At 40.9% G+C, this 15,918-nt stretch carries 16 protein-coding genes and 1 pseudogene; 12 read left to right on the top strand and 5 right to left on the bottom strand.

The features are described from left to right. Nucleotides 1-36: 36 nt before the first annotated feature. A complete protein-coding gene (locus WKI42_RS02010) occupies nt 37-732 on the bottom strand; it encodes a VIT family protein (RefSeq protein ID WP_368081047.1) in 696 nt (231 codons plus the stop codon). 708 nt (nt 733-1,440) lie between these two features. Between WKI42_RS02010 and WKI42_RS02005 the strand changes: the two genes are divergently transcribed. The 8 genes from WKI42_RS02005 (at nt 1,441) to WKI42_RS01970 (ending at nt 9,878) form a co-directional block, all read left to right on the top strand. Then, nucleotides 1,441-2,901, top strand: a complete 1,461-nt coding sequence (locus WKI42_RS02005; RefSeq protein ID WP_368081046.1) for an aminotransferase class I/II-fold pyridoxal phosphate-dependent enzyme — start codon at nt 1,441-1,443, stop codon at nt 2,899-2,901. Continuing rightward, the gene (gene speE / locus WKI42_RS02000) at nt 2,902-3,762 is read left to right on the top strand and encodes a polyamine aminopropyltransferase (protein ID WP_000366713.1); all 861 of its coding nucleotides are present in this window, start codon (nt 2,902-2,904) and stop codon (nt 3,760-3,762) included. After that, complete coding sequence (locus tag WKI42_RS01995; RefSeq protein ID WP_368081045.1) at nt 3,759-5,018, top strand: saccharopine dehydrogenase family protein; 1,260 nt, start codon at nt 3,759-3,761, stop codon at nt 5,016-5,018. The genes speE and WKI42_RS01995 overlap by 4 nt, the downstream gene beginning before the upstream one ends. Further along, nucleotides 5,018-6,145: a carboxynorspermidine decarboxylase gene (gene nspC, locus WKI42_RS01990; protein ID WP_368081044.1), complete on the top strand. Its 1,128-nt coding sequence runs from the start codon at nt 5,018-5,020 to the stop codon at nt 6,143-6,145. Before WKI42_RS01995 ends, nspC begins: the two co-directional genes overlap by 1 nt. Then, entirely contained in the window at nt 6,142-7,227 is a 1,086-nt protein-coding gene (gene aguA, locus WKI42_RS01985; protein WP_368081043.1) for an agmatine deiminase, read from the top strand. The genes nspC and aguA overlap by 4 nt, the downstream gene beginning before the upstream one ends. Before the next feature lie 9 nt (nt 7,228-7,236). Further along, entirely contained in the window at nt 7,237-8,112 is an 876-nt protein-coding gene (gene aguB, locus WKI42_RS01980) for an N-carbamoylputrescine amidase (protein ID WP_338618540.1), read from the top strand. A 189-nt stretch (nt 8,113-8,301) separates the two neighbouring features. Continuing rightward, nucleotides 8,302-9,003, top strand: a complete 702-nt coding sequence (locus WKI42_RS01975; protein ID WP_368081042.1) for a response regulator transcription factor — start codon at nt 8,302-8,304, stop codon at nt 9,001-9,003. Next, complete coding sequence (locus tag WKI42_RS01970) at nt 9,000-9,878, top strand: HAMP domain-containing sensor histidine kinase (protein ID WP_368081041.1); 879 nt, start codon at nt 9,000-9,002, stop codon at nt 9,876-9,878. Before WKI42_RS01975 ends, WKI42_RS01970 begins: the two co-directional genes overlap by 4 nt. Before the next feature lie 40 nt (nt 9,879-9,918). Here the strand turns inward: WKI42_RS01970 and WKI42_RS01965 are convergent, their stop codons facing one another. The 3 genes from WKI42_RS01965 to WKI42_RS01955 all read right to left on the bottom strand — a co-directional run bounded on the left by WKI42_RS01965 (nt 9,919) and on the right by WKI42_RS01955 (nt 12,541). Continuing rightward, nucleotides 9,919-10,671: an ABC transporter permease gene (locus WKI42_RS01965; protein ID WP_368081040.1), complete on the bottom strand. Its 753-nt coding sequence runs from the start codon at nt 10,669-10,671 to the stop codon at nt 9,919-9,921. 10 nt (nt 10,672-10,681) lie between these two features. Next, nucleotides 10,682-11,590, bottom strand: coding sequence for an ABC transporter ATP-binding protein (locus WKI42_RS01960; RefSeq protein ID WP_368081039.1), 909 nt, complete (start codon nt 11,588-11,590; stop codon nt 10,682-10,684). Nucleotides 11,591-11,731: 141 nt separating this feature from the next. Continuing rightward, nucleotides 11,732-12,541, bottom strand: coding sequence for a Cof-type HAD-IIB family hydrolase (locus WKI42_RS01955; RefSeq protein WP_368081038.1), 810 nt, complete (start codon nt 12,539-12,541; stop codon nt 11,732-11,734). Nucleotides 12,542-12,759: 218 nt separating this feature from the next. Between WKI42_RS01955 and WKI42_RS01950 the strand changes: the two genes are divergently transcribed. Further along, a complete protein-coding gene (locus WKI42_RS01950; protein ID WP_368081037.1) occupies nt 12,760-13,431 on the top strand; it encodes a lysostaphin resistance A-like protein in 672 nt (223 codons plus the stop codon). Between the two features lie 52 nt (nt 13,432-13,483). On the opposite strand, the pseudogene WKI42_RS01945 reads toward WKI42_RS01950, so the two are convergent. Then, nucleotides 13,484-13,680: pseudogene (locus WKI42_RS01945) on the bottom strand (AraC family transcriptional regulator). Between WKI42_RS01945 and WKI42_RS01940 the strand changes: the two are divergent. Genes WKI42_RS01940 through WKI42_RS01930 form a run of 3 tightly spaced genes read left to right on the top strand, consistent with a single transcriptional unit; the run spans nt 13,673 to nt 15,916 of the window. Further along, a complete protein-coding gene (locus WKI42_RS01940) occupies nt 13,673-14,581 on the top strand; it encodes a LysR family transcriptional regulator (protein ID WP_001025694.1) in 909 nt (302 codons plus the stop codon). The pseudogene WKI42_RS01945 and the gene WKI42_RS01940 sit on opposite strands and share 8 nt — an antisense overlap. Continuing rightward, on the top strand, nt 14,578-15,039 hold the full coding sequence (gene lspA, locus WKI42_RS01935; protein WP_101782183.1) for a signal peptidase II: 462 nt from the start codon (nt 14,578-14,580) through the stop codon (nt 15,037-15,039). The genes WKI42_RS01940 and lspA overlap by 4 nt, the downstream gene beginning before the upstream one ends. Further along, on the top strand, nt 15,029-15,916 hold the full coding sequence (locus WKI42_RS01930) for an RluA family pseudouridine synthase (protein WP_173229070.1): 888 nt from the start codon (nt 15,029-15,031) through the stop codon (nt 15,914-15,916). The genes lspA and WKI42_RS01930 overlap by 11 nt, the downstream gene beginning before the upstream one ends. The last annotated feature ends 2 nt before the right edge of the window (nt 15,917-15,918 follow it).

The raw sequence follows: 15,918 nt of genomic DNA, 5'->3' as shown, positions 1-15,918 counted from the left end.
AACGCTGACGTGGTTTGAAGAGATTTTCGAAGAGTATTAAATGCTAAAAAGTTGACCGAGTAAGAATGTAACTCCCATGGTCAAGAGACCAATAGCAAGGTTCCGAATCATCGCTGTTCTAGTCGGAGCCTTTCCAAGTCTGGCACTAGTGTAACCAGTGAGAAGAAGGGCCACACCGACGATAAGGACGGTAGCAGGGATGCGGTAATCACTTGGGAAAATGGTCACTGACAGCATTGGTGGTAAGCTACCAAGGAAAAAAGAAATAAAGCTAGAGATAGCAGCATGCCAAGGATTGGTAAACTCTTCATACTCAATCCCATATTTTTCCTCTACCAAAGCCTTGAGCGGATTATTTAAAAAGGCTTTGTTGGTGAGAAGTTGGGCTGATGTTTCACACTCGCCATTTTGGATATAGGCGGTATAGAGAGACTTTTTGGCTAACTCTATATCTTGGTCTAGCAAGACTTGCTCACGCGCAACGGCTGCTTCCTCAGTATCTTTCTGAGTTGAAACCGAAACATATTCTCCACCAGCCATAGAAAAGGCACCAGCCAAGATAGCCGCAAAGCCTGATAAAAAGATAATCCAGATATTGCTTGTAGCACTAGCAACCCCGATAACCACACCCGCAATGGAAATAATCCCATCATTGGCACCAAGAACGCCCGCACGCAGAATATTTAAACGACCTGCAAAGTTTGAATCAATTTCGTGATTTGTTTCTGACATACTATTCTCCTTTTTATCCAGTATAAAGGAAACATATAGGGAAATCAATCTTTTAAAAGTATCTGAAAAAAGTTGCACGATTTTAATGATATAAAAATGTCGACATCTTCTCTAATAGATCAAACACCGAAGGTAAAGAGTATAGAATATCATAAAAAATTTTAAATTAAATATGAAAATCATTTTGTTCACTTTATAATCGTTTACAAGAGAATAATTAGTATTAAATCAAATAAAATCCAACTATTTTACGAACCTTTTTATATTTTTTTCGTAAAAGGCTTTACAAGTTCTTGGAAACATGATATAGTAATAAAGCTTAGAAAATGAGATGATGTTTTCTAGCAAATATAAACCCGAGTAAAAAATGCCTACGGACAGGCAGGGTTGAATGCCGAAGCGTGGTTGAAAAACCACATTATTGATAGGGTTAAAAGCCTACTTTTATAAGTTGATGTTAGGACACTTGTCCTAATTCATAAATTTTTAGTGTGGTGAAAGCACACGTCATCTTGTGAAACGATCAATAAAGTACGTAATATTTGCTACTAGAGAGTTAGGAAACATCAGGAACAGACATACTCAACAGAAACCAAAATAAACACGTCAGAAGATTGCAGAGCAGGTGAAAACCTGCTCTTTTTTCATGAGTCAACCTTTAGTTCCTTAGTTTTCATAAGATTCTAAAAATATGGAAAGGAGTATGTCTTGAAAGAGTTAGATCAAAACCAAGCCCCAATTTATGAGGCCTTGGTGAAGTTACGCAAGAAAAGGATTGTTCCCTTTGATGTTCCAGGTCACAAGCGCGGACGGGGAAATCCAGAACTTGTCGAACTGTTAGGAGAAAAATGTGTAGGTATTGATGTCAATTCGATGAAACCCTTGGATAATTTAGGGCATCCTATTTCGATTATTCGAGATGCGGAGGAGCTGGCGGCGGATGCTTTTGGAGCTAGCCATGCTTTTCTAATGATAGGGGGAACAACTTCATCGGTGCAGACTATGATTCTGTCAACCTGCAAGGCAGGAGATAAGATTATTCTGCCACGCAATGTCCACAAATCTGCCATCAATGCGCTGGTTCTATGTGGTGCCATTCCCATCTATATCGAGATGAGTGTAGATCCTAAGATTGGTATCGCTTTAGGTCTTGAAAATGACCGAGTAGCCCAGGCCATAAAGGACCATCCAGATGCCAAGGCCATTTTGATTAACAATCCTACTTACTACGGAATCTGTTCAGACCTAAAGGTGTTGACAGAAATGGCTCATGAAGCTGGCATGATGGTTTTAGTAGATGAGGCCCACGGAGCGCACTTACATTTTACTGATAAACTTCCGATTTCTGCTATGGATGCAGGTGCTGATATGGCAGCAGTTTCTATGCATAAGTCTGGTGGGAGTTTGACACAAAGTTCGCTTCTTTTAATCGGGGAGCAGATGAATCCTGAGTACGTTCGTCAGATCATCAACCTGACCCAGTCAACATCCGCCTCTTACTTGTTGATGGCTAGTTTGGATATTTCACGTCGCAACTTGGCCCTTCGTGGTAAAGAGTCGTTTGAGAAAGTTATCGAGCTATCCGAGTATGCTCGTCGTGAAATCAATGCCATAGGTGGCTACTATGCCTACTCAAAAGAGTTAATAGATAGTGTTTCCGTTTGTGATTTTGATGTAACCAAGTTGTCAGTTTACACTCAGGGGATTGGCTTAACAGGTATCGAGGTTTATGACCTCCTACGAGACGAATATGACATTCAGATTGAGTTTGGTGATATTGGCAATATCCTGGCCTATATTTCGATTGGTGACCGCATCCAAGACATCGAGCGCTTGGTTGGTGCTCTTGCTGATATCAAGAGACTCTATTCACGAGATGGGAAGGACTTGATAGCAGGAGAATATATCCAGCCCGAGTTGGTCCTTTCTCCTCAGGAAGCCTTCTATTCAGAGAGAAAAAGTTTGTCTTTAGACGAATCTGTTGGACAAGTCTGTGGGGAATTTGTCATGTGCTATCCTCCAGGAATCCCTATCTTGGCTCCTGGAGAACGCATTACACGAGAAATTGTCGATTATATCCAATTTGCCAAGGAACGTGGTTGTTCCCTCCAAGGGACGGAAGATCCTGAGGTCAATCACATTAACGTCATTAAGAGAAAGGAGAACTAGATGGATTTATGGTTTTCTGAAGTTCATACTCCAGATGTCAAATTATCCTTGAGAACAGCCAAGCAACTCTACGCTGGTAAAAGTGAATGGCAGGATATCGAAGTCTTGGATACGCCAGCTTTTGGGAAAATACTTATTTTAAATGGGCACGTCTTGTTCTCAGATGCGGATGATTTTGTCTACAATGAAATGACCGTTCATGTTCCCATGGCTGTCCACCCAAACCCCAAGAAAGTCTTGGTTATTGGGGGTGGTGACGGCGGTGTCGCCCAAGTATTAACCCTCTATCCTGAGCTAGAACAAATCGATATTGTGGAACCAGATGAGATGTTGGTTGAGGTCTGTCGTGAGTATTTCCCAGACTTTGCTGCGGGACTTGATGATCCTCGTGTTACCATTTACTACCAAAATGGGCTACGCTTTTTGCGAAACTGTGAAGATGACTATGATATTATCATCAACGATGCGACAGATCCATTTGGACATACCGAAGGCCTCTTTACAAAGGAATTTTACGGTAATAGTTATCGAGCTCTGAAGGAAGATGGTATCATGATCTACCAGCATGGGAGTCCCTTCTTTGACGAGGATGAGTCGGCTTGCCGAAGCATGCACCGCAAGGTCAATCAAGCCTTTCCAATCAGTCGGGTCTATCAGGCTCATATTCCAACTAGCCCAGCTGGCTATTGGTTGTTTGGATTTGCATCGAAAAAATACCACCCTGTCAAAGATTTTGACAAGGAAGGCTGGAAAAAACGCCAGCTTTTCACAGAATACTATACTGCAAACTTACATGTGGGAGCCTTTATGTTGCCTAAGTATGTAGAAGACATTTTAGAAGAAGAGGAAGGAAAAAAATGAGTCGTTTATTAGTTATTGGATGTGGGGGCGTTGCCCAAGTTGCTATTTCAAAGATTTGTCAAGATAGTGAAACATTTACAGAAATTATGATTGCTAGCCGTACCAAGTCAAAATGCGATGACTTGAAAGCGAAGCTAGAAGGCAAAACAAGTACAAAGATTGAAACAGCTGCACTTAATGCTGACAAGGTAGAAGAAGTCATTGCCTTGATCGAAAGCTACAAACCAGAAGCTGTTTTGAACGTAGCTTTGCCTTATCAAGACTTGACCATTATGGACGCATGTTTGGCAACAGGTGTTCACTATATCGATACAGCCAACTACGAAGCAGAAGACACAGAAGACCCTGAATGGCGTGCCATCTATGAGAAACGTTGTAAGGAACTTGGTTTTACTGCCTACTTTGACTACTCATGGCAATGGGCTTATCAAGAAAAATTCAAGGAAGCAGGCTTAACAGCTCTTCTTGGATCTGGCTTTGACCCAGGTGTGACTAGTGTCTTTTCAGCCTATGCTCTCAAACACTATTTTGATGAAATCCATTATATCGACATTTTAGACTGTAATGGTGGTGACCACGGTTATCCGTTTGCGACAAACTTTAACCCAGAAATCAATCTACGCGAGGTTTCGGCGCCAGGTTCTTACTGGGAAGATGGGAAATGGGTCGAAGTCGAAGCTATGTCTATCAAGCGTGAGTATGATTTCCCTCAAGTTGGACAAAAAGATATGTATCTCCTTCACCATGAAGAAATTGAATCATTGGCCAAAAATATTCCAGGTGTCAAACGGATTCGCTTCTTTATGACCTTTGGTCAATCTTACTTGACGCACATGAAATGTTTGGAAAATGTCGGTCTCCTTCGTACAGATACTATTAATTTTAATGGACAAGAAATCGTACCAATCCAATTCTTGAAAGCCTTGCTTCCAGATCCAGCCAGCCTTGGACCGCGCACGGTTGGTAAAACCAATATCGGCTGTATCTTTACTGGTGTCAAAGATGGAGTTGAAAAGACCATCTACATTTACAATGTTTGCGATCATCAAGAATGTTACGCAGAAGTTGGTTCACAAGCAATTTCTTACACGACAGGCGTTCCAGCCATGATTGGGACAAAATTGGTTATGAACGGAACTTGGAAACAAGCTGGAGTGTATAACCTTGAAGAGTTGGATCCAGATCCATTTATGGAAGCATTGAATGAGTATGGTTTGCCTTGGGTTGTGGTTGAGAATCCACAAATGGTGGACTAATGAAGCTAGAACAAGTACCAACACCAGCCTATGTCATTGACTTGGCAAAGTTAGAAGCCAATTGCCGTATCCTACAATATGTTCAAGAAGAAGCTGGTTGCAAGGTTTTGCTTGCTCAGAAGGCTTATTCCCTCTACAAAACCTATCCCTTGATTAGCCAGTATCTATCAGGTACGACAGCTAGTGGACTCTATGAGGCCAAATTGGCAAGGGAAGAATTTCCTGGTGAAGTCCATGTTTTTGCACCTGCTTTCAAGGATGCAGACTTGGAGGAATTGCTGGAGATAACGGACCATATCGTCTTTAACTCAGAGAGACAGTTGCGTAAGTATGGGGCTCGTTGTCGTGAAGCTGGTGTAAGCGTGGGTTTGCGACTTAACCCTCAGTGTTCAACTCAAGGAGATCACGCTCTCTATGATCCTTGCGCCCCTGGATCCCGTTTCGGAGTTACTCTAGACAAGATTCCTAGTGATTTGCTGGAATTGGTAGACGGTCTTCATTTTCACACCCTTTGCGAGCAGGGAGCAGATGATTTAGAGATAACTTTGAAAGCAGTAGAAGAGCAGTTTGGTTCCTATTTGCATCAAGTTAAATGGCTCAATATGGGTGGTGGTCATCACATCACAAGAGAAGACTATGATGTGAATTTGCTGATTTCAGAAATCAAGCGTATCCGAGAAACTTACAATCTTGAAGTCTATATCGAGCCGGGTGAAGCCATTGCTCTCAATGCGGGTTATCTAGCAACTGAAGTATTGGATATTGTCGAAAACGGTATGGAAATCTTGGTTTTAGATGCCTCTGCGACCTGCCATATGCCTGACGTACTTGAGATGCCCTATCGTCCACCTTTGATAAATGGCTTTGAGGCACAGGAAAAAGCCCATACCTACAGACTTTCTTCCAATACCTGTCTGACGGGCGATGTGATCGGTGATTATAGCTTTGAAAATCCAGTCCAAATCGGAGATAGACTTTATTTCGAAGACATGGCCATTTATTCTTTTGTCAAAAATAATACCTTTAATGGTATTGGATTGCCAAGTCTCTATCTCATGGACGAACAGGGAGACTGCAGCTTAGTCAAAGCCTTTGGCTATCAAGATTTTAAAGGGAGATTATCATGATGGACAGTCCCAAAAAATTAGGCTATCGTATGCCAGCAGAGTACGAACCTCATCATGGTACCCTCATGATATGGCCGACTCGACCAGGATCGTGGCCTTTTCAAGGAAAAGCTGCTAAAGCAGCATTTAGCCAGATTATAAAAACCATTGCAGAAGGGGAAAGAGTCTATCTTTTGGTGGGCCAAGACCACTTAGCTGAAGCCCAAGACTACCTTGGAGATAGCGTTGTTTATTTAGACATTCCCACCAATGATGCCTGGGCCCGTGATACAGGTCCGACTATTCTTGTCAATGATAAACTCCAGAAATTAGCCGTGGATTGGTCTTTCAATGCTTGGGGTGGAGCTGTTGATGGCCTCTACCAAGACTATGAAGATGATGACCAAGTAGCCAGTCGTTTTGCTGAGGCCTTGGAAATGCCTGTTTACGATGCCAAGCCTTTTGTACTGGAAGGCGGAGCCATTCATAGCGATGGTCAAGGAACCATTCTCGTGACTGAAAGTTGCTTGCTTAGTTCTGGTCGCAATCCTCATCTAAGTAAAGAGGAAATCGAAAATACCTTATTAGAAAGCCTTGGAGCTGAAAAAGTTATCTGGCTGCCTTATGGTATTTATCAGGATGAAACCAATGAACATGTTGATAATGTTGCTGCCTTCGTTGGTCCTGCAGAGCTTGTTTTGGCTTGGACAGACGACAAAAGCGATCCTCAATATGCCATGTCAAAAGCTGATTTAGAGCTCTTAGAGCAAGAAACAGATGCAAAAGGGCGTCCCTTTATCATTCATAAATTGCCTATCCCTGCAGTTCGACAAGTTGTGACAGAAGAGGATTTGCCAGGCTACATCTATGAAGAAGGAGAAGAAGAGCGATACGCAGGTGAACGACTAGCAGCTTCCTACGTAAACTTTTATATCGCCAACAAGGCAGTCTTGGTTCCCCAGTTTCAAGATCAAAACGATCAAGTGGCCTTAGATATCCTCAGTAAGTGTTTCCCAGACCGTAAAGTTGTCGGAATTCCAGCCAGAGATATTCTCTTAGGTGGTGGCAATATCCACTGTATCACCCAACAAATCCCAGAATAGGAGAAAAAGATGAGAAATGTAAGAGTTGCAGCCATTCAGATGCAATGCGCTAAGGATGTGGCAACAAATATCCAAACCGCAGAGCGTTTAGTACGTCAGGCTACAGAACAAGGTGCACAAATTATTCTCTTGCCCGAGTTGTTTGAACGTCCCTATTTCTGTCAGGAACGTCAGTATGACTACTACCAGTATGCCCAGTCGGTGACAGACAATACAGCTATTCAGCATTTTAAAACCATTGCCAAGGAGCTAAAGGTCGTTTTACCGATCAGTTTCTATGAAAAAGATGGCAATGTCTTGTATAACTCTATTGCCGTTATTGATGCAGATGGGGAAGTGCTGGGCGTTTATCGGAAAACCCACATACCAGATGACCATTATTATCAAGAAAAATTTTATTTCACACCTGGCAACACTGGTTTCAAGGTCTGGGATACTCGCTATGCCAAGATTGGTATCGGTATCTGTTGGGATCAATGGTTCCCCGAAACGGCCCGCTGTCTTGCATTGAATGGTGCTGAATTGCTTTTTTATCCTACAGCCATCGGTTCAGAGCCGATTTTGGATACAGATAGTTGTGGTCATTGGCAACGTACCATGCAAGGACACGCAGCAGCAAATATTGTTCCAGTCATCGCAGCCAATCGTTATGGATTAGAGGAAGTCACTCCAAGTGAGGAAAATGGTGGACAGAGTTCCAGTCTTGACTTCTACGGTTCCTCCTTTATAACGGATGAAACAGGAGCTATTCTAGAGAAAGCTGAAAGACAAGGCGAAGCTGTTCTATTAGCCACTTATGACCTAGACAAGGGAGCAAGCGAACGCCTAAACTGGGGCTTGTTTCGAGATAGAAGACCCGAAATGTATCAACGGATTACAGACTAGTAGGGGAGAAATGAGAGATTCATTCTGCTAGACTCGTTTTCACTAGCAACTATAAGATACTAGGTCATCTAGCAAGTGGATTTTGTATTTTAACCCTCAAAGGCTTTCTCGCGCTTTTATGCGAGGAGCTTTTCTGTTTAAGCTTTATCAATAAAACATGCTATAATAGTTGCAGAAAGGTTGGTATTTATGGCTAGGATATTGGTTATTGAAGACAATAGTGACATTCAAGAGATTTTGCGAACACTTCTTACTGAGGAGCATGAAGTGATTCAAGCCTTTTCTGGTACAGAAGGAATCATGCTTTTTGACCAAGGGGGGATTGACCTCGTTTTGCTAGATATCATGCTTCCTGGGAAAAATGGGGATCAGGTTTTAAAAGCTATCAGGGAACAAAGTCAAACTCCAGTCATTATGCTAACGGCTTTGAGCGATAAGAAGTTGATCAGTCAATATCTCTTAGACGGTGCCAATGATTACATAGTCAAACCTTTTGATTTGGACGAAGTCTTTGCCAGAGTTACTGTTCAATTACGTCAAAGCGTAGAAAAACAGCCTATGGAAATAGGAAAAACTGAAAATCTACCACAAAACTTGAAAAATATCCAGTTTGATGCCGAAAGTTTTGAAATCAAAAATAGCCAAGAAACGATTCGCCTTGCCAAGAAAGAATGCTTGATTCTTCAAACTCTCCTCAAACATCCTAAGAAAATTTTCACCAAGGAAGAACTTTATGAATTGGTCTGGGAGGATAGCTACCTACCTGGAGATAATACTCTCAATACGCATTTGAGTAATCTTCGAAAAAAATTAAACCAGCTTGACCCAAATCAAGAATATATTGAAACCATCTGGGGAGTTGGGGTAAGATTAAAAGGAGACAAGCAATGACCTACATGATGATCTTTGTTCTACTGGTACTCCTAATTGTTTTATCAATTGCATTGATTCGCTACCATCTAGCACTTAAAAACTTGAGTCAACAGATTGAAGACAAGATTCTCACGGGTAGTATGAAAAGAGTCGGAGTCAACATTTTTTCCAAACATTTTTTACAACTCTACCAGCAGATTGAGAATTTATTTCAAGAAGTGGAACAATCTCGATTGGTGATGAAAAGGGAAAAACAGACTCTGGATATGGCCATCAGCAATATCGCCCACGATATTCGGACACCTTTGACTATCGCTTCAGGTTACACCCAACAATTGATAAAGTCTCCTGAAAAGCAAGCAGAAACCTTACAAAAAATCGCCCAGCATCTTGATTTAGTTTCCAAACGTTTGGAGGCACTCCTAGAATATCGTCGTTTGATGGAAGGGGCTGTCAAACCGAAACTGGAAGAAGTGGATTTTTCAACTTTTATCACCAAAAAGACTCTGGCTTATTATGATGTTTTTCAAGCGGCGAATATCACGCTTGATTTTAAGGTTGAAGATGATTTAAAAATGAGAACTGATGAAGACTTGCTGGATCGAATTTTACAAAATCTGCTTGGAAATGTCCTCAAACATGGCAAGGAAGAAGCGCGTCTATCTTTGAGAAAGGAAAAGGGACAGCTTGTCTTAGAGATTGCAAACCTTGTCAAACAGCCCATCAAAAAAATAGAAAATCTCAGCAACCGTTTTTATTCTGAAAATCTATCTGATACGGAAGAATCCTCTGGTTTAGGCCTTTATATCACTGAGGAATTATGTCATCTTCTCGGTGCAGAGATGAAACTAAGCACAGATGGACAGTGGTTATCGGTTTGTATTTACTTTTAACGAAAAGGAACCTCCTCTGTAGGCTAGAGGAGGTCTTTTTTTATAGACTTTTCTTTTTGAAAACTATCAATCCACTTATATTAAAGATTACAATAACAGCTAAGCTACCTATAAATGTGTAGAGAATTGACTCACTATTAGCAGTCATAGCATAGGAAAATTGTAAGGACAAATAGGGTAAAAATTTGATAGTTGGAAAAATGATCATTGGCATAGAAAGTAAGGTAGAGCTGACCAAATAACCAATAAATACCGCAAGATAAGAATGACTAACATAGAGAATAAAGGAAACAATGGAAAGCCAAGCAAGGAGGCAAAGAAATTGAAGGAAAATGGTTACCAGTAGATTGCCAATAAAGCCATCAGGCATAGTTCCAAATCCATTTAAGATAGTTGCTGGAATAAAGGCAATCACAAGACCGATGATGAGTTGAGAAAGTCCAATGCAAGCCAATACAAAGGCTTTGGCAAGGAAAAACTCGGTACGAGAAACACCCACTGTTAAATTATTTTTATAGAGTTTGCCGATTAAATCAACTCCAAGCACGAGGCAGGCTAGGACGATGCAGAGAAAAACGAGGTTTGAACCTTGACTAGATGCGTTGATCAGGGATTGTATACCATTCCAACCTTGGATTGGTATATCTGGTTCTTCTGTCTGGATTGCCATTAGTTGACCCGTAGCCCCAAAAATAGCCCCCATTAACATGAGTAAAAAGAGAATGAACTCTGTAATCCAGAATCCTTTGGAACGGAAAAGACGGTAAAAGTCTGCTTGAATGGTATGTATCATTATTTTTCTCCTATTCGACCAATTGAGTGAAGTATTCTTCTAGGTTTTGACGAGCATAGTAAATCTCGTCAATGGCAACATCTGCCAAGGTTAATTCCTTAAGAATCTGTTTGACATCTTGTTCCTGACCAAAGATGTGGATTTCATTCTCAGGATTGACAACCTTGAACTGGAGCTGGATTTGTTCTTTCAATACTTGACAAGCTTTCTCTTGGTCGGCTGTCTTAAGCACAATATAATCCTCACTTAGTGTTTCAAATTCAGCTTTGCTGATTTCACGGATAATCTTGCCTTGATCTAAAATACCAAAACGATTAGCTAGGAGATAGAGTTCTGACAAGATATGGCTAGAGATGAGAATGGTGATCCCTTTCTCTTGATTGAGCCGTTGAATCATGAGTCGAAATTCTTTAATACCGATTGGGTCGAGGCCGTTGATAGGTTCATCTAAGATCAGGAAGTCTGGTTTGGATAGGAGGGCAATGGCGATACCAAGTCTTTGTTTCATTCCTAGCGAGAAATCACGAAAGACTTTCTTACCTGTATCTGCCAAACCTACATAGTCCAGGGTTTCTCGAATGACTTGATCCGCATTTGGAATATGACGAATCATACAGTAATATTTCAGATTTTGATAGGCTGTTAAGTGATTATGAGCTACAGGTGATTCGATCACTGAACCTACTCGAGATAGAGCCTTGGTCCACTCATTTTCTGATTTACTAGAAAAGAGGGAAACAGTTCCTTTATCCGCAAACAGTAGTTGCGTAATGATTTTGATTAAGGTAGTCTTCCCAGCTCCATTCTTCCCGATAAGTCCATAAATATCTCCCTCTCTTATCGTTAGATGAAGATCCTGAAGGATAGCTTGTTTGTCGAAGTTTTTGGACAATCCATGAATGTCAAGTACTGTTTTCATGATTCTCTCCTTTTGATTTATTTTGATAACTTTAGTATAAAGCATAGAAATCAAAGAAAGCTCAAGTATTTCTAAAGAGTTTCTAAAGTTTTAGGAATTCTTAAATATCAAAACCCAGTTGATATGAACTGGGCTTCTTTACTATAAAATATATTTCTCAATCGCACGCGCAACGCCGTCTTCTTCGTTGCTTGCTGTAACGGAATCCGCAAGAGATTTGACATAATCGCTGGCATTTCCCATTGCAATGCCAAGTCCTGCAAACTGGAGCATTTCGAGATCGTTATTAGCATCGCCCATAGCCATAATCTCTGAAGAATCAATCTTCAAAATCTCTGCTAGTCGAGAAAGAGCAGTAGCCTTTGTCGTACCAAGTGGCATGGCTTCATAAATAACAGGCTGCGAACGAACTCCGCTAAATCGTTGGCAGAGTTCCTCAGCAAAACGCTGCTCAAAATCGTCTGTTTGGCTCTCTGTTCCTAAAAACATACCTTGGAACATACGGTACTTACCACTAGTCGCTTCCTCAAGAGAAATTTCAGTCAGGTCTGAAAAGACTAGTTTGGCATCATTTTGAACGATTTCATTAGGCTTGCCACCGAGGACAAAATAATGTTCCTCATCAAAAAGTGTCAACTGAACCTCACTTTTTTCAGCTAGGTCATAGAGGTACTCGATGTCTGCTGGACCGAGTTCTTGCCAGTCAACTAGCCCCCAATCACTTGTCTGGTGAGTTGAACAACCGTTGTTAACAATGACATATTCATTCTGGAGATCAAGCCCCAGTTTTTGATAGTAGGGGAGAACACCGAAAAGCGGACGACCCGTACAAAGTACCAGTTTGACACCTTTTTCAATAGCTTGGTGAATAGCAGTAATATGAGCTTGTGGGATTTCCTTGGCTTCATTGAGGAGGGTTCCGTCCATATCCAAGGCTAGTAGTTTAATCATAAGACTTCCTTCTTTATCTTTTGGTATTATTATAGCATATTTTAGAGAAGATGATGGTAAAAGGGGAGGGGGTAATTGATTTTACAGTCTAGGATGTTTTAATGACAATTCATGATTTGAAGAGGATATTTCGCCAATATATGCTATACTAAACTTGTTATACAGTTAAGCAAACCATTCTATTCAATAATCTAGTCAAGGAAAGCAGAGGATTTAATATGAAAAAACGAGCTATTCAAATTTTACTAGCATTATCCTTAATTTTTTACAAATCAACTTGGTTTTGGGGAATTTTCAATCACCTCGCAAAGCCTTATCTACCAGCAAGTCGTGAATTTTTTCAGATTCTGCTTTTGATGGAGAGTGGAGTTCTTTTATTAGCGGTCATCTATCTACTAGTTTTTGCAGGAAAGAAAACTTTTCATTTCAAGTGGCAGCTGAGGTATTTTATCTACCTTTTACTGGGTTACATCACTTTGTATATGTCGGACTTCTTCTTGTCTTATTTCATACCCTCGTCTTCAAATCAAATCTCTTTGAATGAAACGATAGAAATGATGGGGAGACAGGAATTACCCTATTTCTTGCTCATGGCTTGCTTCATCGGCCCTATTGCTGAGGAATTGATTTATCGCGGTGTGCTTATGACAACCTTTTTCAAAAACTCGCCTTGGTACGGAGATGTCTTGCTTTCTGCTATTATTTTCGGTTATATTCATATCAATTTTGCTTTAACTCCTCTTGCTTTTTTCATTTATGCTAGTGGAGGTCTCATTTTAGCTCTACTGTATCGCATGACAAAAAATCTCTACTATCCAATACTAGTTCATATTTTCATCAATATCACTGCCTTCTGGAATGTGTGGTTACTCCTATTTTCAGGAAGTTAGCTTACCAAAATAATGTCGGAACTTTCCGGCATTTTCTTTTTTTCACAAATAGTCATCGTTTTTCTTTCCGATACTGAAGTGGTGTGTATCCAGTTATTTTTTGAATTGATTTTGAAAATAAGGTTGGCTTGAGAAAGGCAGATAGTGAAGATAGTTAAGAAGAATAGGATGTTCTTTTTTCCTTTTTGGAAAACTTCTAAAATATGGTATAATGAAAAGATAAAGAAGTTGGAGGTAGAAGATGAACATTCAACAATTACGCTATGTTGTGGCTATTGCGAATAGCGGTACTTTCCGTGAAGCTGCTGAAAAGATGTATGTTAGTCAGCCGAGTTTGTCTATTTCTGTGCGCGATTTGGAAAAAGAATTGGGCTTTAAGATTTTCCGTCGGACCAGCTCAGGGACTTTCTTGACCCGTCGTGGGATGGAATTTTATGAAAAAGCGCAAGAATTGGTTAAAGGATTTGATATTTTTCAAAATCAGTATGCCAATCCTGAGGAAGAAAAGGATGAATTTTCCATTGCTAGCCAGCACTATGACTTCTTGCCACCAACCATTACGGCTTTCTCAGAGCGCTATCCTGACTATAAGAACTTCCGTATTTTTGAATCAACTACTGTTCAAATTTTAGACGAAGTGGCGCAAGGGCACAGTGAGATTGGGATTATCTACCTCAACAATCAAAATAAAAAGGGTATTATGCAACGGGTTGAAAAGCTAGGCCTTGAAGTCATTGAATTGATTCCCTTCCATACTCACATTTATCTCCGTGAGGGGCATCCTTTAGCCCAGAAAGAGGAATTGGTCATGGAGGATTTAGCGGATCTACCGACAGTTCGTTTCACTCAAGAGAAAGATGAGTACCTTTATTATTCAGAGAACTTTGTTGATACTAGTGCGAGCTCGCAGATGTTCAATGTGACAGACCGTGCTACCTTGAATGGTATTTTGGAGCGGACGGACGCTTATGCGACAGGTTCTGGATTTTTGGATAGTGACAGTGTGAATGGCATTACAGTTATTCGTCTCAAGGATAATCTAGATAATCGCATGGTCTATGTTAAACGTGAAGAGGTGGAGCTTAGTCAAGCTGGGACTCTCTTTGTAGAAGTTATGCAAGAATATTTTAATCAGAAGAGGAAATCATGAAAAAAAGAGGAATAGTGGCAGTCGTTGTACTGCTTTTGATTGGGCTGGATCAGTTGGTTAAATCCTATATCGTCCAACAGATTCCACTGGGTGAAGTTCGTTCTTGGATTCCCAATTTCGTTAGCTTGACCTACCTGCAAAATCGAGGGGCAGCCTTTTCTATCTTACAAGATCAGCAGTTGTTATTCGCTGTCATTACTCTGGTTGTCGTGGTAGGTGCCATTTGGTATCTACATAAACACATGGAGGACTCATTCTGGATGGTCTTGGGTTTGACCTTGATTATTGCAGGTGGTCTTGGGAACTTTATTGACAGGATAAGTCAGGGCTTTGTTGTGGATATGTTTCACTTGGACTTTATCAATTTTGCAATTTTCAATGTGGCAGATAGCTATCTGACGGTTGGAGTGATTATTTTATTGATTGCAATGCTAAAAGAGGAAATAAATGGAAATTAAAATTGAAACTGGTGGCCTGCGTTTAGATAAGGCTTTGTCAGATTTGACAGAATTATCACGCAGTCTCGCGAATGAACAAATCAAATCAGGACAGGTCTTGGTTAATGGCCAAGTCAAGAAAGCTAAATACACAGTCCAAGAGGGCGATGTTGTAACCTATCATGTGCCAGAACCAGAGGTTTTAGAGTATGTAGCTGAGAATCTTCCGCTAGAAATCATCTACCAAGATGAGGATGTAGCTGTCGTTAATAAGCCTCAGGGGATGGTTGTGCATCCGAGTGCTGGTCATACTAGTGGAACTCTGGTAAATGCCCTTATGTATCATATTAAGGACTTGTCGGGTATCAATGGGGTTCTGCGTCCGGGAATTGTTCACCGTATTGATAAGGATACGTCAGGTCTTCTTATGATTGCTAAAAACGATGAGGCGCATCTAGCACTTGCCCAAGAACTCAAGGATAAAAAGTCTCTCCGCAAATATTGGGCGATTGTTCATGGAAATCTGCCTAATGATCGTGGTGTGATTGAAGCCCCGATTGGCCGTAGTGAAAAAGACCGTAAGAAACAGGCTGTGACGGCTAAAGGGAAGCCTGCAGTGACTCGTTTCCACGTTTTGGAACGCTTTGGCGATTATAGCTTAGTGGAGTTACAACTGGAGACAGGGCGTACCCATCAAATCCGTGTTCACATGGCTTATATTGGCCATCCAGTCGCTGGCGATGAAGTCTATGGTCCTCGTAAGACACTTAAGGGGCATGGACAATTTCTTCATGCCAAGACTCTAGGTTTTACTCATCCGAGAACAGGTGAGACCTTAGAATTTACAGCAGATATCCCAGAGATTTTTAAGGAAACTTTGGAGAGGTTAAGGAAGTAAGA

The organism is Streptococcus pseudopneumoniae (assembly GCF_038148935.1).
Taxonomy (GTDB): Bacteria; Bacillota; Bacilli; order Lactobacillales; family Streptococcaceae; genus Streptococcus; species Streptococcus pseudopneumoniae_U.
Note: the sequence above shows the minus strand (reverse complement) of the source record. Positions and strands in the feature narration are given on the sequence as shown.